This is a genomic window from Streptomyces sp. SAS_272 (assembly GCF_052543235.1).
The window spans coordinates 1-22,430 of the sequence record NZ_JBMNDR010000016.1; the positions used below are offsets into that span (position 1 = coordinate 1).

At 73.0% G+C, this 22,430-nt stretch carries 21 protein-coding genes; 11 read left to right on the plus strand and 10 right to left on the minus strand.

Annotated features, from left to right (window positions below; genetic code table 11):
- Positions 1-43: 43 nt before the first annotated feature.
- Positions 44-1,636, minus strand: coding sequence for an MFS transporter (locus ACN6LD_RS12610; RefSeq protein ID WP_319186883.1), 1,593 nt, complete (start codon positions 1,634-1,636; stop codon positions 44-46).
- Between the two features lie 179 nt (positions 1,637-1,815).
- On the opposite strand from ACN6LD_RS12610, the gene panB reads away from it, so the two are divergent.
- From panB to ACN6LD_RS12625, 3 genes are all read left to right on the plus strand, one after another.
- On the plus strand, positions 1,816-2,691 hold the full coding sequence (gene panB / locus ACN6LD_RS12615; protein ID WP_319186882.1) for a 3-methyl-2-oxobutanoate hydroxymethyltransferase: 876 nt from the start codon (positions 1,816-1,818) through the stop codon (positions 2,689-2,691).
- 240 nt (positions 2,692-2,931) lie between these two features.
- The gene (locus ACN6LD_RS12620; RefSeq protein WP_319186881.1) at positions 2,932-3,960 is read left to right on the plus strand and encodes an ATP-binding cassette domain-containing protein; all 1,029 of its coding nucleotides are present in this window, start codon (positions 2,932-2,934) and stop codon (positions 3,958-3,960) included.
- Positions 3,957-4,775 carry an ABC transporter permease gene (locus ACN6LD_RS12625; protein ID WP_445043178.1) on the plus strand — a complete coding sequence of 273 codons (819 nt, stop codon included), beginning with the start codon at positions 3,957-3,959 and terminating at the stop codon, positions 4,773-4,775. The genes ACN6LD_RS12620 and ACN6LD_RS12625 overlap by 4 nt, the downstream gene beginning before the upstream one ends.
- 80 nt (positions 4,776-4,855) lie before the next feature.
- Here ACN6LD_RS12625 and ACN6LD_RS12630 read toward each other — a convergent pair whose 3' ends face one another.
- Positions 4,856-8,761 (minus strand): AfsR/SARP family transcriptional regulator, encoded by a 3,906-nt coding sequence (locus tag ACN6LD_RS12630; protein ID WP_445043179.1) that lies wholly within the window; start codon positions 8,759-8,761, stop codon positions 4,856-4,858.
- Positions 8,762-8,949: 188 nt separating this feature from the next.
- On the opposite strand from ACN6LD_RS12630, the gene ACN6LD_RS12635 reads away from it, so the two are divergent.
- On the plus strand, positions 8,950-9,750 hold the full coding sequence (locus tag ACN6LD_RS12635; protein ID WP_445043180.1) for a site-2 protease family protein: 801 nt from the start codon (positions 8,950-8,952) through the stop codon (positions 9,748-9,750).
- On the opposite strand, the gene ACN6LD_RS12640 is transcribed toward ACN6LD_RS12635, so the two are convergent.
- Positions 9,740-9,958 (minus strand): hypothetical protein, encoded by a 219-nt coding sequence (locus ACN6LD_RS12640; RefSeq protein ID WP_445043181.1) that lies wholly within the window; start codon positions 9,956-9,958, stop codon positions 9,740-9,742. The genes ACN6LD_RS12635 and ACN6LD_RS12640 overlap by 11 nt on opposite strands.
- A gap of 63 nt (positions 9,959-10,021) precedes the next feature.
- A complete protein-coding gene (npdG, locus tag ACN6LD_RS12645; RefSeq protein WP_319191260.1) occupies positions 10,022-10,750 on the minus strand; it encodes an NADPH-dependent F420 reductase in 729 nt (242 codons plus the stop codon).
- Positions 10,751-10,852: 102 nt separating this feature from the next.
- Here npdG and ACN6LD_RS12650 point away from each other — a divergent pair, with 102 nt between their 5' ends.
- Together ACN6LD_RS12650 and ACN6LD_RS12655 are read left to right on the plus strand one after the other, a co-directional pair.
- A complete protein-coding gene (locus tag ACN6LD_RS12650; RefSeq protein ID WP_319191262.1) occupies positions 10,853-11,449 on the plus strand; it encodes a hypothetical protein in 597 nt (198 codons plus the stop codon).
- Positions 11,450-11,561: 112 nt separating this feature from the next.
- Entirely contained in the window at positions 11,562-12,890 is a 1,329-nt protein-coding gene (locus ACN6LD_RS12655) for an MFS transporter (protein WP_319191264.1), read from the plus strand.
- On the opposite strand, the gene ACN6LD_RS12660 is transcribed toward ACN6LD_RS12655, so the two are convergent.
- Positions 12,891-13,124 carry a hypothetical protein gene (locus ACN6LD_RS12660; protein ID WP_057583260.1) on the minus strand — a complete coding sequence of 78 codons (234 nt, stop codon included), beginning with the start codon at positions 13,122-13,124 and terminating at the stop codon, positions 12,891-12,893.
- 57 nt (positions 13,125-13,181) lie between these two features.
- On the opposite strand from ACN6LD_RS12660, the gene map reads away from it, so the two are divergent.
- Entirely contained in the window at positions 13,182-14,039 is an 858-nt protein-coding gene (gene map, locus ACN6LD_RS12665) for a type I methionyl aminopeptidase (protein ID WP_319191267.1), read from the plus strand.
- Between the two features lie 124 nt (positions 14,040-14,163).
- Here the strand turns inward: map and ACN6LD_RS12670 are convergent, their stop codons facing one another.
- Positions 14,164-14,367 (minus strand): hypothetical protein, encoded by a 204-nt coding sequence (locus ACN6LD_RS12670; protein ID WP_319191269.1) that lies wholly within the window; start codon positions 14,365-14,367, stop codon positions 14,164-14,166.
- A 105-nt stretch (positions 14,368-14,472) separates the two neighbouring features.
- On the minus strand, positions 14,473-15,117 hold the full coding sequence (locus ACN6LD_RS12675; RefSeq protein WP_319191271.1) for a PhzF family phenazine biosynthesis protein: 645 nt from the start codon (positions 15,115-15,117) through the stop codon (positions 14,473-14,475).
- Between the two features lie 257 nt (positions 15,118-15,374).
- Here ACN6LD_RS12675 and efeO point away from each other — a divergent pair, with 257 nt between their 5' ends.
- The 4 genes from efeO to ACN6LD_RS12695 are packed head-to-tail and all read left to right on the plus strand — an operon-like array spanning position 15,375 to position 19,652.
- Positions 15,375-16,514: an iron uptake system protein EfeO gene (efeO, locus tag ACN6LD_RS12680; protein WP_319191272.1), complete on the plus strand. Its 1,140-nt coding sequence runs from the start codon at positions 15,375-15,377 to the stop codon at positions 16,512-16,514.
- Between the two features lie 26 nt (positions 16,515-16,540).
- Positions 16,541-17,794: an iron uptake transporter deferrochelatase/peroxidase subunit gene (gene efeB / locus ACN6LD_RS12685; RefSeq protein ID WP_445043182.1), complete on the plus strand. Its 1,254-nt coding sequence runs from the start codon at positions 16,541-16,543 to the stop codon at positions 17,792-17,794.
- 3 nt (positions 17,795-17,797) lie between these two features.
- The gene (efeU, locus tag ACN6LD_RS12690) at positions 17,798-18,691 is read left to right on the plus strand and encodes an iron uptake transporter permease EfeU (RefSeq protein WP_445043183.1); all 894 of its coding nucleotides are present in this window, start codon (positions 17,798-17,800) and stop codon (positions 18,689-18,691) included.
- A complete protein-coding gene (locus ACN6LD_RS12695; protein WP_319191278.1) occupies positions 18,630-19,652 on the plus strand; it encodes a hypothetical protein in 1,023 nt (340 codons plus the stop codon). The genes efeU and ACN6LD_RS12695 overlap by 62 nt, the downstream gene beginning before the upstream one ends.
- 63 nt (positions 19,653-19,715) lie before the next feature.
- On the opposite strand, the gene ACN6LD_RS12700 is transcribed toward ACN6LD_RS12695, so the two are convergent.
- The 3 genes from ACN6LD_RS12700 to ACN6LD_RS12710 form a co-directional block, all read right to left on the minus strand.
- Positions 19,716-20,453 (minus strand): bifunctional DNA primase/polymerase, encoded by a 738-nt coding sequence (locus ACN6LD_RS12700; RefSeq protein WP_319191280.1) that lies wholly within the window; start codon positions 20,451-20,453, stop codon positions 19,716-19,718.
- Positions 20,454-20,583: 130 nt separating this feature from the next.
- On the minus strand, positions 20,584-21,216 hold the full coding sequence (locus tag ACN6LD_RS12705) for a TetR/AcrR family transcriptional regulator (protein WP_319191281.1): 633 nt from the start codon (positions 21,214-21,216) through the stop codon (positions 20,584-20,586).
- 132 nt (positions 21,217-21,348) lie between these two features.
- Complete coding sequence (locus ACN6LD_RS12710) at positions 21,349-22,350, minus strand: Gfo/Idh/MocA family protein (RefSeq protein ID WP_319191283.1); 1,002 nt, start codon at positions 22,348-22,350, stop codon at positions 21,349-21,351.
- Positions 22,351-22,430: the final 80 nt, after the last annotated feature.

Genomic DNA, 22,430 nt, shown 5'->3' on the forward strand with positions numbered 1-22,430 from the left:
CCCCCCCCCCCCCCCCCCCCCCCCCCCCCCCGCCCGCCGGCCACTACGACGTGGTCCGGGCGGGCTGTTCCTCCTCCGCGTCGGCGGGCACGGGCTTCGGGCGGCCCGGCAGGAACGCCGCGACCACGGCCGCGCCCACGAGCGCCACCCCGGCCCCGCACAGGGCGGTGACGTGCATGGCGTGCAGGAAGGCGTCGTCGGCGGGGCCGACCAGCGCCTTGCCCCGTTCGCCGAGGCTCGCCGCGACCCCCAGGGTCGCCTCGATCGACTCGCCCGCCGTGTGCCGCAGGCCCTCCGGGAGCGTGCCGAGGCTGCCCTCGATGCCGTCGCGGTACGAGGTCGACAGCACCGAGCCGAGGACGGCGATGCCGAGCGCGCCGCCGACCTGGCGGAAGGTGTTGCTCAGCGCGGAGGCCGAGCCGGCCTTCTCGCGGGGCAGGGCCTGCATGATGACGACGCTGGTCGGGGTCATGATGTGGGCCATCCCGGCGCCCATGCAGAAGAAGACGACCTCCAGCAGCCAGATCGGGGTGTCCGCCTCCAGCAGGGCGAACGCCGCCAGCGTCGCGGTGAGGAGGAGCATCGCCGCCGTGGTCGTGGCCCTGACCCCTATGCGGTCCACGACGAGCCGGGCGCGCGGCGCGAAGATCAGCTGAGCGGCGGCCAGCGGCAGCAGCAGCAGACCGGTCTGCAGCGGCGAGTAGCCGCGCACGCTCTGGGTGTAGAAGACCGAGAAGAACGTCACGCCCATCAGCGCGAAGAAGACGAGCGCGATGACGGAGATCGCGGCCGAGAACACCTTGTTCCGGAAGTACCCGACGTCGACCGACGGGTGGTCGCTGCGCTTCTCGAACACCACGAACGCGGCGAGGACCGCCAGTCCGGCCCCTATGGTCACGAGCACGGTCGGGTCGGTGAAGTCGGCCAGCTCACCGCCCTTGATGATCCCGTAGACGAGCAGGACCAGGCCGACGACCGACAGGGCGACGCCGACGGGGTCGAGACGGCCGGGATTCGGGTCGCGGGACTCGGGCACCAGCCACATCATCAGCCCGAACGCGAGCAGCACGATGGGCACGTTGATGAGGAACACCGAGCCCCACCAGAAGTGCGCGAGGAGCAGACCGCCGGTGATGGGCCCGATCGCGATGGCGAGCCCGACGCCGCCCGCCCAGATGCCGATCGCCTTGGGCTGCTCCTCCCGCTCGAAGACGTTCATCAGGACGGCGAGGGTGGCGGGCATCACGAAGGCGGCGCCGAGGGCCATCAGCGCGCGGAAGGCGATGAGCTGGGCGGGCGAGCCGGACTCGGCCGCGAGCGCGGAGCCGATGCCGAACACGGCGAGTCCGCCGAGCAGGACTTTCTTGCGGCCGATCCGGTCACCCAGGAGGCCGGCGGAGAACAGCAGTCCCGCGAAGACGAGCGTGTAGGCGTTGATCGCCCACTCCAGCTCGCTCTGGGTGGCGCCGAGGCCGGTCGGGGCGGGCGTCGAGATCGTCTTGATCGCGACGTTCAGGATCGAGTTGTCGAGCACCACGATCAGCAGGCTCAGCATCAGGACGCCGAGGATCGCCCAACGACGCCGGTGCACCGCTTCCGGTATCCGCGGAGCGGTGGGGACGGCAGGAGTAGTCATGCGCCGAGCTTAGGCGTTTCCGATACGGACCCGTCTCGTATCGGAAAGGCCGGGCACGTTTCTTACTGAGGTTTTACCCACAGCGGGCGCTCTGGCTCTCGCCCGGGCGAAGTGCCACCATGGGCAGTGGTCCGGGGACGCCGTGAGGGCGCCTCGAGATGACGTTAGGAGCCGTTGCCATGACGCAGCTCTCGGCTGCCCGGAATGCCCCGCAGAAGCCCACCGACGGCAGCAACGCGCTGTACGGGGGCAAGGGCACCCGCCGAATCACCGTCCGCGACATCGCCCTCGCCAAGGAACGCGGCGAGAAGTGGCCCATGCTCACCGCCTACGACGCGATGACCGCCTCCGTCTTCGACGAGGCCGGTATCCCCGTGATGCTCGTGGGCGACTCGGCGGGCAACTGCCACCTCGGCTACGAGACGACCGTGCCCGTCACCCTCGACGAGATGACCATGCTGTCGGCGGCCGTCGTGCGGGGCACCTCCCGTGCGCTGATCGTCGGCGACCTGCCCTTCGGCTCCTACCAGGAGGGCCCGGTGCAGGCGCTGCGCTCGGCGACGCGCCTGGTGAAGGAGGCCGGGGTCGGGGCCGTGAAGCTGGAGGGCGGCGAGCGCTCGCACCGGCAGATCGAGCTGCTGGTGGAGTCCGGCATCCCGGTCATGGCGCACATCGGCCTGACCCCGCAGTCGGTGAACGCGATGGGCTACCGCGTGCAGGGGCGCGGCGAGGAGGCGGCCCAGCAGCTGCTGCGGGACGCCAAGGCCGTGCAGGACGCCGGCGCGTTCGCTGTGGTGCTGGAGCTGGTCCCGGCGGAGCTGGCGGCCGAGGTCACGCGCGTACTGCACATCCCGACCGTCGGCATCGGCGCCGGCGCCGAGACCGACGCCCAGGTGCTGGTGTGGACCGACATGCTCGGGCTGACCGGCGGCCGGGTGCCGAAGTTCGTCAAGCAGTACGCGAACCTGCGTCAGGTGATGGGCGACGCCGCGAAGGCGTTCGCCGAGGACGTCGTCGGCGGAGCGTTCCCGCTGGACGAGCACAGCGTCCACTGAGCCGGCCGCGCCGACCGGGTGGACGCACGGGCGGGACGGAGTCCCCGGTCGCGTCCACTCCGTCGGCGCACCGCGGGCGGTCCGAGGCGGCCTGCAGGCATTTCCGTGGGCGGTTCTGCAGGCGGTCTGTAGGCGGTCTGTAGGCGGTCTGTAGGCGGCATGCCGGTTCCCCGCAGGAGCCTGTGGCCGGTGTCGGCGCTCTGTCGGAAGTCTGTCGGCGGCGGTTGCCACTGTTGCGGCATGACGCGAATCCACAACAACCCCAGCGGCGCGGGCAGCGCCGTCACCGTCCGGGGGCTGGTCAAGCACTACGGCGAGACGAAGGCGCTGGACGGGGTCGACCTCGATGTGCGCGAGGGCACCGTGATGGGCGTCCTCGGTCCGAACGGCGCCGGGAAGACCACCCTCGTCAGGATCCTGTCCACCCTGCTGGCCGCCGACGGCGGCCGGGCGACCGTCGCCGGCTACGACGTCGCGGCCCAGCCCCGGCAGCTGCGCCGGGTGATCGGCCTCACCGGCCAGTACGCCTCCGTCGACGAGAAGCTCCCCGGGTGGGAGAACCTGTACCTCATCGGCCGGCTGCTCGACCTGTCCCGCCGGGACGCCCGGGTGCGCGCCGACGAACTGCTGGAGCGGTTCACGCTCACCGAGGCCGCCAAGCGGCCCGTGGCCACCTACTCCGGCGGCATGCGGCGGCGGCTGGACCTCGCCGCGTCGATGATCGGACGGCCGAGCGTGCTGTTCCTCGACGAACCCACCACGGGGCTGGACCCCCGCACCCGCAACGAGGTGTGGACCGAGGTCAAGTCCATGGTCGGGGACGGCGTCACCGTCCTGCTGACGACCCAGTACATGGAGGAGGCCGAGCAGCTCGCCTCCGAGCTGACCGTCGTGGACCGGGGCAAGGTCATCGCGGGCGGCGGCATCGAGGAGCTGAAGGCCCGGGTCGGCGGCCGCACCCTGCGGATCCGGCCCGCCGACCCGCTGCAGCTGCGACCGCTGGCCGGCTGGCTCGACGAGCTCGGCATCACCGGGCTCGCCGCCACCGCCGTGGACGCCGAACGCGGCTCGGTCCTGGTCCCGGTGCTGAGCGACGAACAGCTGACCGCCGTCATCGGCGCGGTCAGCGCCCGCGGCGTCACCCTGACCTCCCTCACCACCGAACTGCCCAGCCTGGACGAAGTGTTCCTCTCCCTCACCGGCCACCGCGCCGGCTCCTCCCCGAACGACGCCACGCCCACCGAGACCCGCGAGGAGGTCGCCGTATGAGCGCGGCCACGATCGACATCAGCACGGCAGCCGACGGACGCATCCCGGTGCGCAGCCACCTGCGGCACACCGGCGCGCTCATCCGCCGCAACCTGCTGTGGATCAGACAGGACCCGGAGTCGATGTTCGACGCGGTCCTCTTCCCGGTGATCTTCACCCTGCTCTTCGTGTACGTCTTCGGCGGCTCCATCGGGCAGTCGCTGGGCGGCGGTCAGGAGGCGTACGTGCAGTACGTCATTCCCGGCCTGCTGGCCATGATGGGGATGAACATGGCGCAGGGCGTGGGCACCGGCTTCAACACGGACTTCAACTCCGGGGTCATGGACCGCTTCCGGTCGCTGCCCATCGGACGGGGCTCGGTGCTCTTCGCCAAGATCGTCGTGGAGCTGATGCGCATGCTGGTCGCGTGCGTGATCCTCATGGTGGTGGCCGTGCTGGTGGGCTTCGACATCACGCACTGGCCCGGTCTCTTCGCCGCCGTGGGGCTGGCCACCGTGTTCGGCTCGGCTCTGATGTGGGTGTTCCTCACGCTCGGCGTGATCATGAAGAGCGCGCAGTCCGTGCAGGCGATGGGCTTCCTGGTGCTGATGCCGCTGCAGTTCGGCTCGTCGATCTTCGCGCCGACCCGGTCGATGCCGGGCTGGCTGCAGAACTTCACCGCCTACAACCCGCTGTCGGCGCTCGCCGACGCGGCGCGCGGCCTCATGGTGGGCGGTCCGGTCGCGCACGGCCTGTGGGTGACGCTCGCCTGGTCGGCGGGGCTCACCGCGGTGATGGCGCCGGTCGCGATCCACAAGTTCCGCACGAAGACCTGAGCCGCGGGCGGTGCGCCGGGCCGGCACGACCGGGCCGGCCCGCCGGGTCGTTGCGACCCGGGCCGGCCCGGATCGACGCGTCACACCAGGGCGGTGGCCTCCTCGTAGGAGAGGCCGCCGCCCTCGGCGTACGCCCGCTCGAAGCGTTCGTCGCCGAGCGCTGCGCGGGTGCGGCTCAGGGCGAGTTCACGGGCCTCGCGCTCCAGGCGCGGGGGGACGTGGCGCGGCGGCAGCAGGGCGGCGGCGGCCCCGAGACAGCGGGCGCCGGCGTCCGCGCCGCCGTCCACGCCGGTGAGGGCGGCCGCGGCGATGGAGAGATAGAAGGAGCGCAGGTGCGGGGCGACGGCCTGGGACACCGGGTCGGTCGCCCGGCCGAGGGCGGAGCGGATCCCCGGCAGGGCCTGCTCGTACCGGCCGTCGACCACCTCCAGCCAGGCCTCCGCGCCCAGGATGAACGCGTCGAAGACCGCGAAGTTCCCGAACGTGACGCTCTCGCGCAGCAGCCGGAGCTGTTCGCGGCCCTCGGCGATGCGCCCGGTCGAACCGAGCCGGCCGGCCAGGAAGAGACGGGCCGCGGGGGCGGCCTCGTTGCCGCCGTGCGCCGGACCGTCGATCACCTCGCGCAGCAGGCGCTCGCCCTGCTCCCCGTCGCCCGCCTCCAGCAGCACGCTGCCCAGCCGGGCGCCGAGGACCGCCGAGTGGGCGCGGGCGCCGATCTGTTCGGCGTGCTCCCTGGCGTCGACGTAGTCGTCGGCGGCGCGGCGGTAGTCGCCCAGCCGCTCATACGCTTCGGCGCGCGCGGACAGGGCTTCCACGATGCCCCACACGTCGCCGAGACGGCGGAAGATCTCCAGGGCCTCGTCCGCGTCGCGGAAGGCGCTGCCGGCCGAGTCCGCGCGGTTGGCGAAGACGTTGGCGCGCATCTGCAGACAGGAGGCGAGCTCCCACTCGTAACCGGGCGTCCGGCGGCAGGTCTCCACGTTGGCGTCGACGATGACGCGCATGCGGTCGGTGTCGCCGGTCAGCATCACGGCGAAGAACCAGAGCAGGCCGGGTGCACGGCAGGTCTGCGGGAGACCGGGCTCGTAAGCCTGTGCGATCAGGGTCAGTTTGCGCTGCGCCGCCGGGCTCTGCCAGTCGTCCGACTGGTTCTCCATACAGGCGAGATGAGCAAGGTGGACGCCACGGCGGGCCTCCAGGAGGGTCTCGCCGGTGAGCGGCGGCGGGAAGTCGGTGCAGGGCTTCCACACCGGGGCCGCCCGGCGCAACGGCTCGGCGAAGGGATCGGGGCCGAGGGCCATGACCTCGGCGCACCAGGCTCCCGCCTCGAGGCGCAGATCCCGCATCTGCCAGTACCAGACGAGGGACAGCGTCAGGCTGAGCGCCTCCTGCTCGTCGCGGGCGGCGACCGCGCGGCGCAGCGCGGTGCGCAGGTTCTCGTACTCCAGCTGGATGCGTTCGGCGGCCTCGCGCTGACCGGGACCGCGCAGCAACGGCTCGGTGGTGCGGGCGAACTCGCGGTAGTACGTCAGGTGCGCGCGCTCGGCGGCGGCCCGTCCGCCCGACTCGTCCAGCCGCTCGGCCGCGTACTCGGCGACCGTCTCCAACAGCCGGTAGCGCATGTCTCCGCCGGGCGCCGGGGCCGCGACGACGAGGGACTTGTCGACCAACGAGGCGAGGGCGTCGAGGGGTTCGCGGGGCGGCCGGCCCGCGCGGGCGTCCCGCACGCCACGACCGCCGTCCTCGCCGCCGCCGGGGGCGATGCCGCACACGGCCTCCACGGCGGCGAGGTCGCAGCCGCGCGCGAAGACGGAAAGCCGGGCCAGCACGTCGCGTTCGTCCGCGTCGAGCAGGTCCCAGGACCAGTCGACGACGGCCCGCAGGGTCTGCTGGCGCGGCAGCACCGTGCGGCTGCCGGAGGTGAGGAGGCGGAAGCGGTCGTCGAGGCGGTCGGCGATCTGGCGTGGCGTCAGCAGGCGCAGCCGGGCCGCGGCCAGTTCGAGGGCGAGGGGAAGACCGTCCAGACGCCGGCAGATCTCGGCGCAGGCCTCGGGGTCGTCCTCGGTGCGGAACCCCGGCCGGGCGGCCGCGCCCCGGTCAGCGAGCAGCCGCAGGGCGACCGGCTCGGGCAGCGGATCGAGCGGACGCAGCCTCTCACCGGGCACGCCGAGCGGCTCGCGGCTGGTGGCCAGCACCGTCACCCGCGGACAGCGCGCCAGCAGTTCCTCGACGAGCCGGGCGGCCGCCTCCACCACGTGCTCGCAGTTGTCGAGAACGATCAGCATGCGGCGCCGGGCGCAGTGCTCGACCAGCCGCTCCACGGGGTCGCCGTGGCGTTCCGCGGCGGCCCGCAGCTCCTCGGCGCCGGCGCCGTACAGCACGGTCTCGCGGGCTCCCACGGCGGTGAGGACGGCCTGCGGGACCGCGTCCGGGGCGGCGACGGGCGCGAGCTCGGCCAGCCACACTCCGTCGCTCGCGATGTCCCGGACGGTTTCGGCGGCCTCCTGAGACAGCCGTGTCTTGCCGGCCCCGCCGGGCCCGAGCAGGGTGACGAGCCGCGCGCCGGCCAGGTCCTCCCGGATGGCCGCGATGTCGTCCTCGCGCCCGACGAAGGAGGTCAGCCGGGCGCGGAGGTTGCCGGGGGCTCGCGGCTTCGGGGCGTCGGCGCCCGCGCCGGCGTGACTCGGGCCGGCCGGCCCGGAGTGAGCGAAGGCCGGGCCGCCGGAGGCCCTGCCTCCCGGGCTCCCCGTGTCCCCCGGGCTCCCGGTGCTCTTCGCCGTCGGACGGCGCTCAGGGGAACCGGGGAGACCGTCCCGCGCCGGACGGCCGGAGCCACCGGACACCCCGAAGCCGCCGGCGCCGCCCGACCCGCCGATGCCGCCGGAACGGTTCGCCCCGTCGAGACTGTCGAAGCCGCAGAAGTCGCGGAGGACATCGGCGCCGCGGTAGCTCCCGGAGGCGGAAGGGAGACCCGGACCGCCCGGACCGCCCGGGACACCCGGGTCACGGGAGCTCAGCGGACCGCTCGGACCGCCCGGACCGCCCGGCACGCCGGAGTCGCGGGGGCGCTCAGGGTCCCCCGGGACGCGGGAGGACCCGGGGCCGCCCGGGACACCGGAACGCCCGCGGCCGCCCGCGGCACCCGCGCCATGGGAAAGCCCGGCGTCGCGAGAGCTCCCCGGACCGCCCGGGGGACCGGCGTCGTGCGCGAGCCCCGGGCCGCCGTAGGCGCTCGGGACGCCGGCGGCGCCCGTGTCCTCGGGGTTGAGCAGTTCCGCGTGGAGGGCGCGGAGTTCGGGGCCCGGATCGGCGCCGAGGCGGTCGGCCAGCAGTCGGCGCACCTCGTCGTAGGCGACCAGAGCCTGGGCGGTGCGGCCCGCGTCGCGCAGGGCGCGCAGGCGCAGGGCCTGGAGGGGCTCGTCCAGGGGGTGGACGTCGCACAGGGCGGTGAGTTCGGGCAGCGACTGCTCGGCCTGGCCGAGGGCGACGGCGGCGGTGTGGCGGGCGCGCAGCGCGTCGAGCCGGCGGGCCTCCCAGCGGCCGGCCTCGGCCGTCCGGTCGGGCAGGTCGACGAGGGCCGGTCCGTGCCAGAGGCCGAGCGCGTCGTCCAGCAGCACGGCCGCCTTCGCCGGGTCGTCGTCGGCGAGAGCGCGGACGCCGTCGCCGGTCAGCCGCTCGAAACGGTGCAGGTCGACGTCGTCGGGGGCGGCGGCCAGCCGGTAGCCGCCCTCGGCGGAGTCGATCGCGTCGGCCCCGAGAGCCCGGCGCAGCCGCCCGACCAGCGCCTGCAGGGCGCCCGCCGCATCGGCGGGCGGGTCACCGGTCCAGACCTCCTCCACCAGCAGCCCCGCGGGAACGCTCCGGCCGGCCCGCAGCGCCAGCACGGTGAGCAGCGCGCGCAGCCGCGCTCCGCCGACGGCGACGGGGCTTCCGTCCGGACGGAGTGCCTGGGTGGTGCCGAGGATGCGATAGCGCACGGGGTTCATTCTCTCCGGTGGGATCGGGGTCGGTCACGGGGTTCCGTCGGGGTGGCGCGATCGGCCGCCGGGCGGAGGCCGGCGCCCCGCCGGAACCGTGGGCGGGGACGGGACGTTTCTCCTGTACGCCCCGTCCGGGTACGGTCGGGCAGTTCCACCTGCGCGTGCCCGACGCGCGAACCGACCCAGGGGGCTCCATGACCGCCGCCACCTCCCGCCGCAGCGAGCGGCGGATCAGTCCCGTCTTCCTGGGCATCCTGGCCGTCACGGCGGTCACGGGCTGGGCCACCTGGTCCGGGTTCGCCGAGCAGCCGGGTGTGGCGGTGTTCCTGTTCGTGACGGCGGCGTGGATCGTGTCGCTGTGTCTGCACGAGTACGCGCACGCCCGTACCGCGCTGCACAGCGGGGACATCTCGGTCGGCGCGAAGGGGTATCTGACGCTCAACCCCCTCAAGTACACGCACGCCCTGCTCAGCGTCGTGCTGCCGGTGCTGTTCGTGATCATGGGCGGGATCGGTCTGCCGGGCGGCGCCGTCTTCATCGAGCGCGGCCGGATCCGCGGGCGCTGGCGGCACAGCCTGATCTCGGCGGCGGGCCCGCTGACCAACGTGCTGTTCGCGGTGGTGTGCACGGCGCCCTTCTGGCTGGACGCGCTGGACGGGGTGCCGGCCGACTTCCGGTACGCGCTCGGTTTCCTCGCCCTGCTCCAGGTCACTGCGGCGATCCTGAACTTCCTGCCGGTGCCGGGGCTGGACGGCTACGGGGTCGTCGAGCCCTGGCTGTCGTACAACGTGAAGCGGCAGGTGGAGCCGTTCGCGCCGTTCGGGCTGCTGTTCGTGTTCGCGCTGCTGTGGGTGCCGGCGGTGAACGGCGTGTTCTTCGACATGGTCGACGCGGTGCTGCGCGCCCTCGGGATCAGCGACTTCGACACGTACTGCGGCCAGTCGCTGTACCGCTTCTGGGAGGGCGCGGACGAGTACTGCGCGATCAGCCCGTGACGTCGGCGCCGGCGGCCCGGCGGGCCTTGTCGCGCTTCATGTAGTACCAGGTCATGTTGGACGACAGGCCCGCGAGCAGCACCCAGACGACGCCCAGGAAGCTGCCCTGCACGAACGAGACGACCGCCGCGGCCACGGCGAGCACGCAGACGACGAGGGTGTAGAGGGCGAGTCGCCGGGCCGGGCCGGACGGGGGAACGGGGGACATGGGGCGGTTCTCTCCTGTCGGGGGACACTGCCGGGCTGGCTCCGACCAGTGTCCCCCATGCGCTCATACGTCCGTGACGCGCAGCCCCGCGTGGGCCTTGTAGCGGCGGTTGACGGCGATCAGGTTGGCGACCAGGGACTCCACCTGGTGGGCGCCGCGCAGCCGCCCGGCGAAGACTCCGCGCATGCCGGGGATACGGCCGGCCAGGGCCTGCACGATCTCGACGTCCGCCCGCTCCTCGCCGAGCACCATGACGTCGGTGTCGATCTCGTCGATCTCCGGGTCCTGGAGCAGGACGGCCGACAGGTGGTGGAAGGCGGCGGCGACGCGGGAGTCCGGCAGCAGGGCGGCGGCCTGCTCGGCGGCGCTGCCCTCCTCCGGCTTGAGCGCGTAGGCGCCCTTCTTGTCGAAGCCGAGCGGGTTGACGCAGTCGACGACGAGCTTGCCGGTCAGTTCCTCGCGCAGGGACTCCAGCGTCTTGGCGTGGCCGTCCCACGGGACGGCGACGATCACGATGTCGCTGCGGCGCGCGGTCTCGGCGTTGTCGGCGCCCTCCACGCCGTGGCCGAGCTCCTCGGCGGCGGCCCGGGCGCGGTCGGCGGCGCGCGAGCCGATGATCACCTTCTGGCCGGCCTTGGCGAGCCGGTAGGCGAGGCCCTTACCCTGCGGCCCGGTGCCGCCGAGTACGCCGACGACAAGGCCGGAGACGTCGGGGAGGTCCCACGGGTCCTTCGCGGGCGCCTTCGCCGGCGCGCCCGCGGAGGCATTTCGTGCACTGTCGGTAGAGGTCATGGGCCGACTTTACGTGGGGGTGCGCGACGGTCTTCCCCAGGTCGGGTGAATGCGGGGCGATCGCCGGCCGACGGCGGCCGGACCACGACAGCATGCGGCTGCATGGACGCCGTACGGGTCGCACTGCTGCGTGAGGTGCTCGCCGGGACCGAGTGGCTGGGGGCCACCCGGCGGTTCGCCGCGGTGCTGCGGGGGTCGGTGGTGTCGCACGGGGGCGGGCTGCTGCTGGTCGGCTCGGCGCGGTACGAGCCCTGGCATCTGGCGGCGCACCTGGTGGACGAGGCCGCGTGGTCGGGCACTCCCGAGCTTGCGCCGACGCTGGTGCGTCATCACCCCCGTCCGTCGGACCCGGCGCATCTGGCGGTCGGGCTGGGCCGGATCGAGGCGGCGCGGCGCGGCGAGACGCTGCTGGTGGCGACGCCGGAGGGGGACGTGCCGCTGCTGGAGCGGGTGTCGGACGCACGGCGGGCCGGGGTCACGATCCTGGCCCTCGGCCTCGGCGGGGCGGAGCTGACGGCCCTGGCGCACGAGACGCTGGACGTCCCGGACGGCTCCCCGCTGGACCTGGACACGGTGCAGCACCTGGTGAGCGCGGCGGCCGGCGAGACGCTGCCGCCGACCCGGGGGCGCCGGCGGCTGCGCGACCGGCTCTCCCGTCTCGCCGAACGTCTGACGGCGCCGCCGCCTCCCGCCTGGTGACCACGCCCGCCCGCCGGGTGGACGCCGGGTGGACGCCGGGCGGGCAGGGGCGGCGAAGCGAAGGGGAAAAGCAGTTGCCGCTCTCTTCGGTGGCCGCCCACCATGGCCCCTCGTGACCGACGACGACGCCCTGGCCGCCTCCGCTCCCCCGCCGTCCGGTCCGCGTGCGCTGCTTCCCGACCTCGCCCCCTGGCGGGCCTCCCGGGACTTCCGGCGGCTGTGGGTCTCGGGGACGATCTCCGGGTTCGGGACCTTCCTGACCTTCGTGGCGCTGCCGGTGCAGGTGAAGGAGCTGACCGGGTCGGCCGTGGCGGTCGGCACGATCGGGGCCGTGGAGCTGGTGCCGCTCGTGGTGTTCGGGCTGTACGGGGGCGCGCTCGCGGACGCCATGGACAAGCGGCTCCTCATCGTGTGGACCGAGGCGGGGCAGGGGCTGCTCAGCGCGGTGCTGCTGGTCAACGCGGTGCTGCCGGGGCCGGCGCTCTGGCCTCTGTACGTCGTCGCGGCTCTCTCCTCGGCTCTCGGCTCCGTCCAGCGGCCCGCGCTGGACTCGCTGTGGCCGCGGATCGTCGCCCATGAGCATCTGACGGCGGCTGCCTCGCTGAACGCCCTGCGGTGGACCGTGGGCGGGGTCGCCGGACCGGCCCTCGCCGGCGTCGTCGTCGCGTACGCCGGGCTCGGCTGGGCCTACGCCGCCGATCTGCTCACCTTCGTCGTGTCGGTCGTCCTCGTCGTGGGGATCGCCGCGTCCCCCGCCGCGCACGAGGCGGCCCGGCCCTCGCTGAAGGCGATCGCGGAGGGCGCCCGGTACGCCTGGGGCCGCAAGGAGCTCCTCGGCACGTACGCGGTGGACCTCGCCGCGATGCTCATCGCCATGCCGCTCGCCGTGCTGCCGTTCCTCGCGGACGAGCTGCACGCCGAGTGGTCGCTGGGGCTGATGTACGCGTCGGTCCCCGCCGGGGCGCTGCTGGTGAGTCTGACCAGCGGCTGGACGTCACGGGTGCACCGGCACGGCCGGGTGGTGGCGTTGTCGGCCGCGCTGTGGGGCGGGGCGATCGCCGGGGCGGGGCTCGTCGGCAATGTGTGGCTGGTGCTGCTGTGCCTGATGGTCGCGGGCGGCTTCGACATGGTCAGCGGCATCTTCCGCGGGGCCATGTGGAACCAGACGATCCCGGACGAGCTGCGCGGGCGGCTCGCCGGGATCGAGCTGCTGTCCTACTCGGTGGGGCCGACGGCCGGCCAGCTGCGCAGCGGCGGCTTCGCGGCCTGGCTGGGGGTGCGGACGTCCGTCTGGTCGGGCGGTCTGCTGTGCGTGGGCGCGGTGGGGCTGCTGGCGGTGTGTCTGCCGGGGCTGATGACCTACGACGCCCGGACGAACGAGCACGCGGTGCGGCTGCGCGCGCAACGCGCGGCCGCACCCGCGCCCGCTCGGGACGGCTGATCAGCCGCCGTCCGGCGCGCCGCCCTTGGGGGCGTCGTGCCACTTGGGGTCGTTCTCCCACTCGAGGTTGCGCTCGCGGGCGGTCTGCATCGCGTGCTCGGCCTCCCCGCGGGTGGCGTACGGGCCGAAGCGGTCCTTGGCCGGGCACTCGGGACCCTCTTCGACCTTCTTGTGCTCCAGGCAGTAGTACCACTCGCCCGGCTTGCCGGCGGTCCGCTTCTTGAACAGGGGCATGACGGCTCCTCTCGCCATCGTCATGTTCCCCCATGGCCGCTCGTTAGACTCACTGGCATGTCTGGCCAGTCACTGCTCGTCCCAGGCGAGCTGTCCCCCATCCGTTCGGTGCCCGGCAACATCCGCCGGCCCGAGTACGTCGGCAAGCCCGCGCCGACGCCGTACACCGGGCCGGAGGTGCAGACGCCGGAGACGATCGAGGCGATGCGCCGGGCCGGCCGCATCGCCGCGCAGGCGATGGCGGAGGCGGCGAAGCTGATCTCGCCGGGCGTCACCACCGACGAGCTGGACAGGGTCGCGCACGAGTACATGTGCGATCACGGCGCCTACCCGTCGACGCTCGGCTACCGCGGCTTCCCGAAGTCCCTGTGCACGAGCGTGAACGAGGTCATCTGCCACGGCATCCCGGACTCGACGGTGCTGCGGGACGGCGACATCGTCAACCTGGACGTGACGGCGTACATCGGCGGGGTGCACGGCGACAACAACGCCACGTACCTGGTCGGGGACGTGGACGAGGAGTCGCGGCTGCTGGTGGAGCGGACCCGGGAGTCGCTGGAGCGGGCGATCAAGGCGGTCAGGCCCGGCCGGCAGATCAACATCATCGGGCGGGTCATCGAGTCGTACGCGAAGCGGTTCGGGTACGGGGTGGTGCGGGACTTCACCGGCCACGGGATCAACTCCTCGTTCCACTCCGGGCTGATCGTCCCGCACTACGACAGCCCGCACGCGACGACCGTCATCCAGACCGGGATGACGTTCACGATCGAGCCGATGCTGACGCTCGGCACCCACGACTACGACATGTGGGACGACGGCTGGACCGTGGTGACCAAGGACCGCAGGCGGACGGCCCAGTTCGAGCACACGCTCGTCGTGACGGACAGCGGCGCGGAGATCCTGACGCTGCCGTAGCCGGGGCGTCTCCTGGCGCCCGGCGCGGAGTTGCCGGGAGCCGGGCGAGGAGTTCCCGCTCTCGGCGTGTGCCGGTCGCACGGACGGGCCCCCTCGCTTCGCGGCGAGGGGGCCCGTCATGGCGTCAGAAACGCTCGCAGTGCTTGCCGGCCCAGAAGATGTCGGCAGAGACCGTGTCGACGGCGCCGATGTACGGGCTGCAGACGCCCTTGTCCCCGCCGAAGTGGTGGTGCTCGCGGGGACCCTCGTCGGCGGTGGCGGTCGTCGCGCCGGCGGCGGCGAGGGTGATGCCCAGGACGGTGGCGGCGAGGGCTGAACGGATACGCATGGTGTTCCTCTCACGGGGCTGAGCGGTCACGCCCAGTGATCCCCGTTCACCTCCGCGCGCACACGCCACACCACCCGTACGGACGCGGACGCCCAGCCGGAGGGCTCAACGCTCGAGGAACACCCGCCCGCCGATCTCCACCCAGCCGTACGGCTGGGGGGCCGTGAGGATCTGGGAGCCCGCACCCTGGGTGATGTTCAGGGCCCTGCCGAGGCGCTCGGTGAGCAGCAGCGCCGCGGCGCCCGTCGCCTCGTCCTCCTCGATGCCGTCGTCACGGCCGGGGAAGGCGCGGGCGCGGATCCGGCCCGCGGGCTCGTCCTCCCAGGCCCATGCGTAGATCCACTCGCCCTTCGGCGGTATCGGCAGGTCGTCGACCTCGGCGGCGGTGGCGTACTGGCGCAGGGTGCGCGGCGGAGCCCACTCGGCGCGGGCCTCGATCCAGGTGAACTCCCCGTCGAGACGGGTGCCGACGACCCCGGCGGGCGTGACGAGCTCGGGCACGTCGAGCAGCCAGCCGACGCCCACGCACGGGTGGCCGGCGAACGGCAGCCGCGTGGTGGGCGTGTAGATGTCGATGACGCCGCGTTCGGGGTCGTCGACGAACACGGTCTCGCTGAAGCCGAGTTTGGCCGCGAGCTCCTGCCGGTCCGCACGCTCGGGAAGCACCGAGCCTTCGCGCACCACGCCCAGTTCGTTGCCGTAGCCGCCGTTCGGCGCGCAGAAGACGCGGAGCACGTCGTAATCAGTCACCGGGGAATTGAAGCACTGCCGGCGGCGGCGCACGGCGATCTCCACGGCCCCGGAAACGGAATCTTTGAATCTCCTTTGACTTGCTCTTTACGTCCCTTTTGATGCTCCGTGATCACCTCGTGCTCTTACAGTGTCTATGAGAGCTGAATCACGGCCCGGACGGGTATTACGCAGGTAAGCCTTGGATAAGTTAGGCGAGCCTCACCAATCCGTGTGAGCCCTGTCACGTGATTTTTCAGCCACCGCTGGGAGCCCGAATGCGAGCCGCCCGACTCTCCGTCGTCACCGCCGTCGCCATGGCGACGGCCCTGACCGCCGTCACGGCCTGCACCTCGAAAAGCGGGGACGAGGACGGCGAGCGGGTCATCGCGGTCACCGCCACCGACTCCAAGTGCGAGACCTCCAAGAAGGAGATCTCCGCCGGCCACGTCGAGCTCGCCATCGAGAACAAGGGCTCCAAGGTCACCGAGGTCTACGTCCTCTTCCCCGACGACCGGGTCGTCAGCGAGCGCGAGAACATCGGCCCCGGCACCAAGCAGCGGGTCACCGCCGAGGTGAAGGCCGGCACCTACGAGATCGCCTGCAAGCCGGGCATGAAGGGCGACGGCATCCGCCAGGCCCTCAAGGTCACGGGCGGCTCCGCGGCCAAGCGCGATCCCCGTCTGGACAAGGCGGTGGCCGCCTACCGCTCCTACGCGCAGGCCCAGGCCGACGAGACGCTGCCGAAGGTCGCGACCTTCGTCGCGGCGGTCAAGGCGGGCAACCTCGAGGCCGCGAAGACGGCCTACGCGCCCTCCCGCATCGGCTGGGAGCGCACGGAGCCGGTCGCGGAGTCCTTCGGCGACATCGACCCGAAGGTCGACGTCCGCGCCGACGGCCTGGAGGCCGGCCAGAAGTGGACCGGCTGGCACCGGCTGGAGAAGGCCCTCTGGCAGGACAAGAAGATCGGCGCCGAGGAGAAGACCCTCGCCGACCAGCTGGTCACCGACCTGACCGACTGGCAGAAGCGGGTCGGCAAGGCCGAGATCACGCCGACCTCCATGGCCAACGGCGCCAAGGAGCTCCTCGACGAGGTCGCCACCGGCAAGGTCACCGGCGAGGAGGAGCGCTACTCGCACACCGACCTCGTCGACTTCAAGGCCAACGTCGAGGGCGCGCAGAAGTCGTACGAGCTGCTGAAGCCGGTCGCCCAGGAGAACGACCCGGCCCTGGTCACCGCGCTGGACAAGCAGTTCGCCGCGCTGAACGCGCTGCTGGACGCCTACCGGCCGAACGCCACGTCCTACGAGTTCACCTCGTACGACAAGGTCGGCGCCGCCGACCGCAAGAAGCTGTCGGACGGGGTCAACGCGCTCGCGGAGCCCCTGTCGAAGCTCGCCGCCGCCGTCGCCAAGTAACCGAACAGCATCCGAGGGGCCAGGACATGACGGAGTCGGACATCAAGGGCGCCAGCCCGACGCGACGCTCGCTGATCGGCTGGGGCGGTGCCGGGCTCGCGCTCGGCGCCGCCGCGGCGGGCGGCGCGGTCGCGATGACCCGCACCGGCAACGACGTGGACCCGGTGGCCGCCGACGCGGGCGCCGCGGTCGACTTCCACGGCGCGTACCAGGCGGGCATCGCCACGCCCGTGCAGGACCGGCTGCACTTCGCCGCGTTCGACGTGACGACCACGGACCGCGCCGAGTTCGTCCAGTTGCTGAAGGACTGGACCGAGGCGGCCCGCCGGATGACGGCCGGGAAGGCGGTCGGCGAGGGCGCGTTCGGCGGCCTTCCCGAGGCGCCGCCGGACGACACCGGCGAGGCGCTGGGCCTCAAGCCGTCCCGGCTGACCCTGACGGTCGGCTTCGGGCCCTCCCTGTTCACGAAGTTCGACCTCGCCGCCCGGCGACCGGACGCACTCGTCGACCTGCCCGCCTTCGCCGGGGACGCGCTCGACGCGGCCCGCAGCAACGGCGACCTGTGCGTCCAGGCCTGCGCGGACGATCCGCAGGTCGCCGTGCACGCGATCCGCAACCTGGCCCGGATCGGCATGGGCAAGGTCGTCATCCGCTGGTCGCAGCTCGGCTTCGGCAAGACCTCCTCCACCACGCCCGACGCGCAGACCCCGCGCAACCTGATGGGCTTCAAGGACGGCACCCGCAACATCGCGGGCACCGAGACCGACCGGCTGAAGAAGTTCGTGTGGGTCGGCGAGAAGGACGGTCCCGACTGGATGACGGGCGGCTCCTACCTCGTCGCCCGGCGCATCCGGATGCACATCGAGACCTGGGACCGCACCTCGCTGCAGGAGCAGGAGGACATCTTCGGCCGGGACAAGGGCGAAGGCGCCCCGGTCGGCAAGGCGAAGGAACACGACGAGCCGTTCCTGAAGGCGATGAAGCCCGACGCGCACGTCCGGCTCGCGCACCCCGACTCCAACCAGGGGTCGACGATCCTGCGCCGCGGCTACTCCTTCACCGACGGCACCGACGGTCTGGGCCGGCTGGAGGCGGGGCTGTTCTTCCTCGCCTACATGCGCGACGTGAGCAACGGATTCGTCCGCATCCAGCGCCACCTGGCGACCGACGCGCTCAACGAGTACATCCAGCACGTGGGTTCGGCCGTCTTCGCCGTCCCGCCGGGCGTCCGCGACAAGGACGACTGGTGGGGCCGGACGCTGTTCTCCAAGGAGGCGTAGTCCGTGTTCTCCAACTACCTGATCGGACTGCGCGAGGGCCTGGAGGCCAGCCTCGTCGTCTGCATCCTCATCGCCTACCTCGTCAAGACCGGCCGCCGGGACGCCCTGAAGCCGGTGTGGGCGGGCATCGCCGTCGCGGTGCTCATCGCGATGGCCTTCGGCTGCTTCCTCGAATTCGGCTCGCAGGAGCTGACGTTCAAGGCGCAGGAGGCGCTCGGCGGCTCCCTGTCGATCGTCGCGGTCGCGCTGGTGACATGGATGGTGTTCTGGATGCGGCGCACCGCCCGGCACCTGAAGGCGGAACTGCACGACAAGTTGGACGCGGCCCTCGCCATGGGCACCGGCGCGCTGGTCGCCACCGCGTTCCTCGCGGTCGGCCGGGAGGGCCTGGAGACGGCCCTGTTCGTGTGGACGTCCGTCCACGCGGCCGGCGACGGCACCCCGCGCCCGCTGATCGGCGCGGCGCTGGGCCTCGCGACGGCCGTCCTGCTCGGCTGGCTGTTCTACCGCGGAGCGCTGCGGATCAACCTGGCGAAGTTCTTCACCTGGACGGGCGGCATGCTCGTCGTGGTGGCCGCCGGCGTCCTCGCGTACGGCGTCCACGACCTCCAGGAGGCGGACTGGGTACCGGGTCTGACGGACAAGGCCTTCGACGTCAGCGACACGATCCCGCCCGACAGCTGGTACGGGACGCTGCTGAAGGGCGTGTTCAACTTCCAGCCCGATCCGACGGTCGTCCAGGTCACGGTGTGGCTGCTCTACCTGATCCCGACGCTCGCGCTCTTCCTCGCCCCGGTAGGGTTCGCCTCCGGGAAGGGGAGGGTGAAGTCACCTGATGAGCAGGGAACGCAGCCTGAGGACCGGGGTTCCGAGCAGGCGCAGGCTCCGAAGGCGTGACCGGTACGCGCTGACCGCGGCCTCGCTCACCGCCGTGTCGCTCCTGGCGAGCGGCTGCGTGGTGGTCCACGGGGAGCGCGAGGTGCTCCCGGGCGCCACGGCGAAGGAGGCCGCGCAGGCGGTCGACCGGTTCACGTCCGCGTACAACAAGGCGGACGCGGCGTACGACGCCTCTCTGGACGCCGAGTACACCACCGGCGCCCTCCGGGCCATCGACGCGGCGCGCCTGAAGGCGGGACGCGTCAACAACCCGAACGGCAACCCCCAGCACAAGCCGCTGGTGCTGTCGGACGTGTCGTACACGATCCCCGAGAAGGCCGGCTGGCCGCGCTGGTTCGTCGCCGACGCCAAGGGCAACAAGGGCGGCGACGCGCGCTGGCTGCTGGTGTTCACCCGCGACGCGCTGTCGCAGCCGTGGCAGGCGACGTACCTGACGCTGGTGGCGCCGGGCTCGCTGCCGAAGTTCGCGAAGGACGAGGACGGCTGGGCGCAGGCGGTGCCCGCCGACACCTCCCGGCTGACGCTCACGCCCGGGAGACTGAGCCAGGACTACACGGCGTACCTGCAGAACGGCAAAGGCCCGTTCGCGGACGGCGCTTACACCAGCGCGCTGCGCGCCACACGAGCGAAGAACGCCAGCCGGCCGGGGCTCGCGACGCAGTACATCGACGAGCGGCTCACCGAGGGCGACTACGCGCCGCTGGCGCTGCGCACCGCGGACGGCGGGGCGGTGGTGTTCTTCAGCACGCACCACTACGTGAAGCAGACGGCCGCGGCGGGCGCCGCAGTGCCCACCCCGAACCAGAGCGTGCGGGCGCTGACGACGGGTGAGATCAAGCAGTCGCTGACGATGGAGTTCGTCGCCAACGAGGTCGCGCTGGCCCCCGCGAAGGGCTCCGCCGGGGGAAAGGTGTCGCTGCTCAGCCGGCTCGAGGGGCTGACGGCCGCCAAGGGCGAATGACGCGCCGCCGCACGGCCGCGGACGGGTGGGGCGGGCCCGGCGACGGGCCCGTGGCCCGGGCGCTCAGCGGTGAACGGGCCAGGCGCCGGCGCTGTGGTCCGGGGTCTCGCCGGCGTGGCGGGCGCACGCGTCGGTGAGGATCTCCAGAAGCGTCAGCGGGTCGGGCAGCGGGTGCTCGGGGCCGCGCAGCCAGTGCACGCTCCGGCCGTCGTCGCCGGGGAGCCGGGCCGGCGGCACCAGGACGTAGGAGCCCCGGCAGTGCCAGCGCAGGCCGGGGTGCTCGTCCATGGTCTCGGGGTGGCAGTCCAGCTCGCAGGGCCACCACTCGTCCTCGTCCTCGGGGGTGCCGCGGGTGAGGGTGAAGAAGAGCAGCCGTCCGTCGTCGACGACGGCGACCGGGCCGACGTCGACGCCCGCGTCCAGCAGCCGCTCGAGGGCCGCGCGGCCGGCGTCCAGGGGCACGTCGAGGACGTCGTGCGTCATGCCGGTGGCGGTGATGAAGTTGGCCTGCGGCTGGTGCCGGGCCCAGCGCTCGATCTGGGCGCGGTCGGTGGTGGACTGCGTCTGCCAGGCGAACGACACCGGGTGCCGGGCGGGGGTCGGACAGCCGACCCGGTCGCAGGAACAGCCGTAGCCGGGGGCCGGATGCGCGGCGGGCGCGAGCGGGAGACCCGCTCCGGCGGCGGCCAGCAGCAGAGCCTCACGGCCGCCTTCGCCTGCGGCTTCCGTCGGGCCGCTCGTGCGCAGCCACTCCGACAGTTTGCCCCACAGGCCGGTCCGGCCGCCGAACTCCGCGCTCATCTGTCCCCTCGCCTCGCTGTGGTGCGGACAGCATGCCTCATGGTCCCACCATCCTGCGCATCGGGGGGCCGGAGCCGTGAATCGGGGCAGGTGGGACGCGTGGGGCCAGAGTGACCCATGTGGTGCTCGCTCACCGTGGAGCGAGGCCGTGCAGGGCGTAGTCGACGAGGGTGTCGGTGTACTCGTGGGAGATCGGGCCGGTGTGCTGCAGCCAGCGCTGGGCGAGCGGCGAGACGAAGAACTCGAGGGCGATGCGCAGGTCGACGTCGGCGCGGACCTGACCGGCCTCCTGGGCGGCGCGCAGCCGGTCCGCGTAGAGCTGGAGGGACGGCTCCAGGAGCTTCGCCGTGAACTCGCGGCCCACCTGTTCGTCGACCACTCCCTCGGCGGCCAGGGCCCGGGAGGGCGCCTCGAACCTGGGGTCCGTGAGCTGGTCGACGGTGGCCCGCAGCACTGCCTTGAGGTCGGCGGCGAGGTCCCCGGTGTCGGGGATGGCGTACGGCTCGTGCTCCGCCGCCCCCGCGTCCCGCGCGGCCTGTTCGCCGAGGTCGAGGAACGCCTCCAGCAGGACGGCGGCCTTCGACCCCCACCAGCGGTAGATGGTCTGCTTGCCGACGCCGGCCCGGGCGGCGATGCCCTCGATGGTGGTCCTCGGATAGCCGACCTCCACGACGAGGGCGAGGGCGGCTTCGTAGATCGCACGCCGTGACCGTTCGCTGCGGCGGGCGGTGTCGGGGGCCGGCTTTCCGGACTGGGTGACCATGGCTCCGACGGTACCAAGCGGGTGAGACGCTCCGTCTCGGTAGCGGTCGGGGCCGTCGGCCGGGGCCGGGGCCGTCGGCCGGCTCGGGAGCCCTGGCCCGTCCCGGGAGCGGTCGGCCGGGTTCGGGAGCCGTCAGACGTCCTCGCCGGGGTAGCGCACGCCGATCTGCTCCCGGACGGCGTCCAGGGTCCGCATGACGGCGAGGCTGCCGTCGAGCGGGACCAGCGGGGACTCGGTCTCGCCCGCCCGCAGGGCGCGCATGACCTCGCGGGCCTCGTGGCGGAACGTGGTGCGGGGTCCGTCGGCCGGGTCGGCGGCGAACTCCTCGGGGTCGTGCCCGGCGCGGTGCAGGACGATCCGGTCGGGGTGGAAGAAGCCGGCCGGGATGTCGATACGGCCGCGCGAGCCCGTCACGGAGGCGGTGGTGCCGGTGCCGCCGGAGACGGAACAGTGCAGTGCGGCGAGCGCACCGGAGTCCCAGGACAGGGCCAGCGCCGTCTGGAGGTCCACGCCCTCAGCGGACAGGACCGCCCGGGCTGCGATGCCCGACGGCTCGCCGAGCAGCAGGTGGGCGAAGGAGACCGGGTAGACGCCGAGGTCGAGGAGCGCGCCGCCGCCCTGGGCCGGGTCGCGCAGCCGGTGCGAGGGCGGGAACGGGCCCTCGAGGCCGAAGTCGGCCTGCACGGTGCGGACGTCGCCGATCGCGCCGTCGTCCACGAGGGCCTTGAGGCGGCGGACGACCGGGTTGCAGTACATCCACATGGCCTCCATGAGGAAGCGGCCGCCCGACCGGGCCAGGCCCACGAGCTCCTCGGCCTCGCGCACGTTCAGCGTGAACGCCTTCTCGCACAGCACGTTCCGGCCCGCCTCGAGGCAGAGTCCGGCGGCGACGCGGTGGGCGGCGTGCGGGGTGGCGACGTAGACGACGTCGATGTCCTCGTCGGCGGCGAGGGCGGACCAGTCGCCGTAGGCGCGGGGGATGCCGAACCGGTCGGCGAACGCCTTGGCGGAGGCCTCGGTGCGTGAGGCGACGGCCACGACCTCGGCGTCGGGCAGGTCGATCAGGTCCGCCGTGAACGCGGCGGCGATCCCGCCGGTCGCCAGGATGCCCCACCGCACCGTGTCCGTCGTCATACCGCGTCCCGCCCTCGTGCCGTCCCAGCAGTGTGTTCGAGCTGAGAGCATAGGTGGCCGAGACGTCGGAGAGGGAGGGG

What these genes read in the sequence shown, in the direction of transcription:
- ACN6LD_RS12710 (WP_319191283.1), bottom strand. Translation starts at nt 22,350, where the DNA reads ATGACGACGGACACGGTGCGGTGGGGCATCCTGGCGACCGGCGGGATC.
- npdG (WP_319191260.1), bottom strand. Translation starts at nt 10,750, where the DNA reads ATGACCTCTACCGACAGTGCACGAAATGCCTCCGCGGGCGCGCCGGCG.
- efeB (WP_445043182.1), top strand. Translation starts at nt 16,541, where the DNA reads ATGACGGAGTCGGACATCAAGGGCGCCAGCCCGACGCGACGCTCGCTG.
- ACN6LD_RS12620 (WP_319186881.1), top strand. Translation starts at nt 2,932, where the DNA reads ATGACGCGAATCCACAACAACCCCAGCGGCGCGGGCAGCGCCGTCACC.
- panB (WP_319186882.1), top strand. Translation starts at nt 1,816, where the DNA reads ATGACGCAGCTCTCGGCTGCCCGGAATGCCCCGCAGAAGCCCACCGAC.
- ACN6LD_RS12700 (WP_319191280.1), bottom strand. Translation starts at nt 20,453, where the DNA reads ATGAGCGCGGAGTTCGGCGGCCGGACCGGCCTGTGGGGCAAACTGTCG.
- ACN6LD_RS12630 (WP_445043179.1), bottom strand. Translation starts at nt 8,761, where the DNA reads ATGAACCCCGTGCGCTATCGCATCCTCGGCACCACCCAGGCACTCCGT.
- ACN6LD_RS12695 (WP_319191278.1), top strand. Translation starts at nt 18,630, where the DNA reads ATGAGCAGGGAACGCAGCCTGAGGACCGGGGTTCCGAGCAGGCGCAGG.
- map (WP_319191267.1), top strand. Translation starts at nt 13,182, where the DNA reads ATGTCTGGCCAGTCACTGCTCGTCCCAGGCGAGCTGTCCCCCATCCGT.
- ACN6LD_RS12660 (WP_057583260.1), bottom strand. Translation starts at nt 13,124, where the DNA reads ATGCCCCTGTTCAAGAAGCGGACCGCCGGCAAGCCGGGCGAGTGGTAC.
- ACN6LD_RS12635 (WP_445043180.1), top strand. Translation starts at nt 8,950, where the DNA reads ATGACCGCCGCCACCTCCCGCCGCAGCGAGCGGCGGATCAGTCCCGTC.
- efeO (WP_319191272.1), top strand. Translation starts at nt 15,375, where the DNA reads ATGCGAGCCGCCCGACTCTCCGTCGTCACCGCCGTCGCCATGGCGACG.
- ACN6LD_RS12705 (WP_319191281.1), bottom strand. Translation starts at nt 21,216, where the DNA reads ATGGTCACCCAGTCCGGAAAGCCGGCCCCCGACACCGCCCGCCGCAGC.
- ACN6LD_RS12610 (WP_319186883.1), bottom strand. Translation starts at nt 1,636, where the DNA reads ATGACTACTCCTGCCGTCCCCACCGCTCCGCGGATACCGGAAGCGGTG.
- ACN6LD_RS12650 (WP_319191262.1), top strand. Translation starts at nt 10,853, where the DNA reads ATGGACGCCGTACGGGTCGCACTGCTGCGTGAGGTGCTCGCCGGGACC.
- ACN6LD_RS12670 (WP_319191269.1), bottom strand. Translation starts at nt 14,367, where the DNA reads ATGCGTATCCGTTCAGCCCTCGCCGCCACCGTCCTGGGCATCACCCTC.
- ACN6LD_RS12625 (WP_445043178.1), top strand. Translation starts at nt 3,957, where the DNA reads ATGAGCGCGGCCACGATCGACATCAGCACGGCAGCCGACGGACGCATC.
- ACN6LD_RS12640 (WP_445043181.1), bottom strand. Translation starts at nt 9,958, where the DNA reads ATGTCCCCCGTTCCCCCGTCCGGCCCGGCCCGGCGACTCGCCCTCTAC.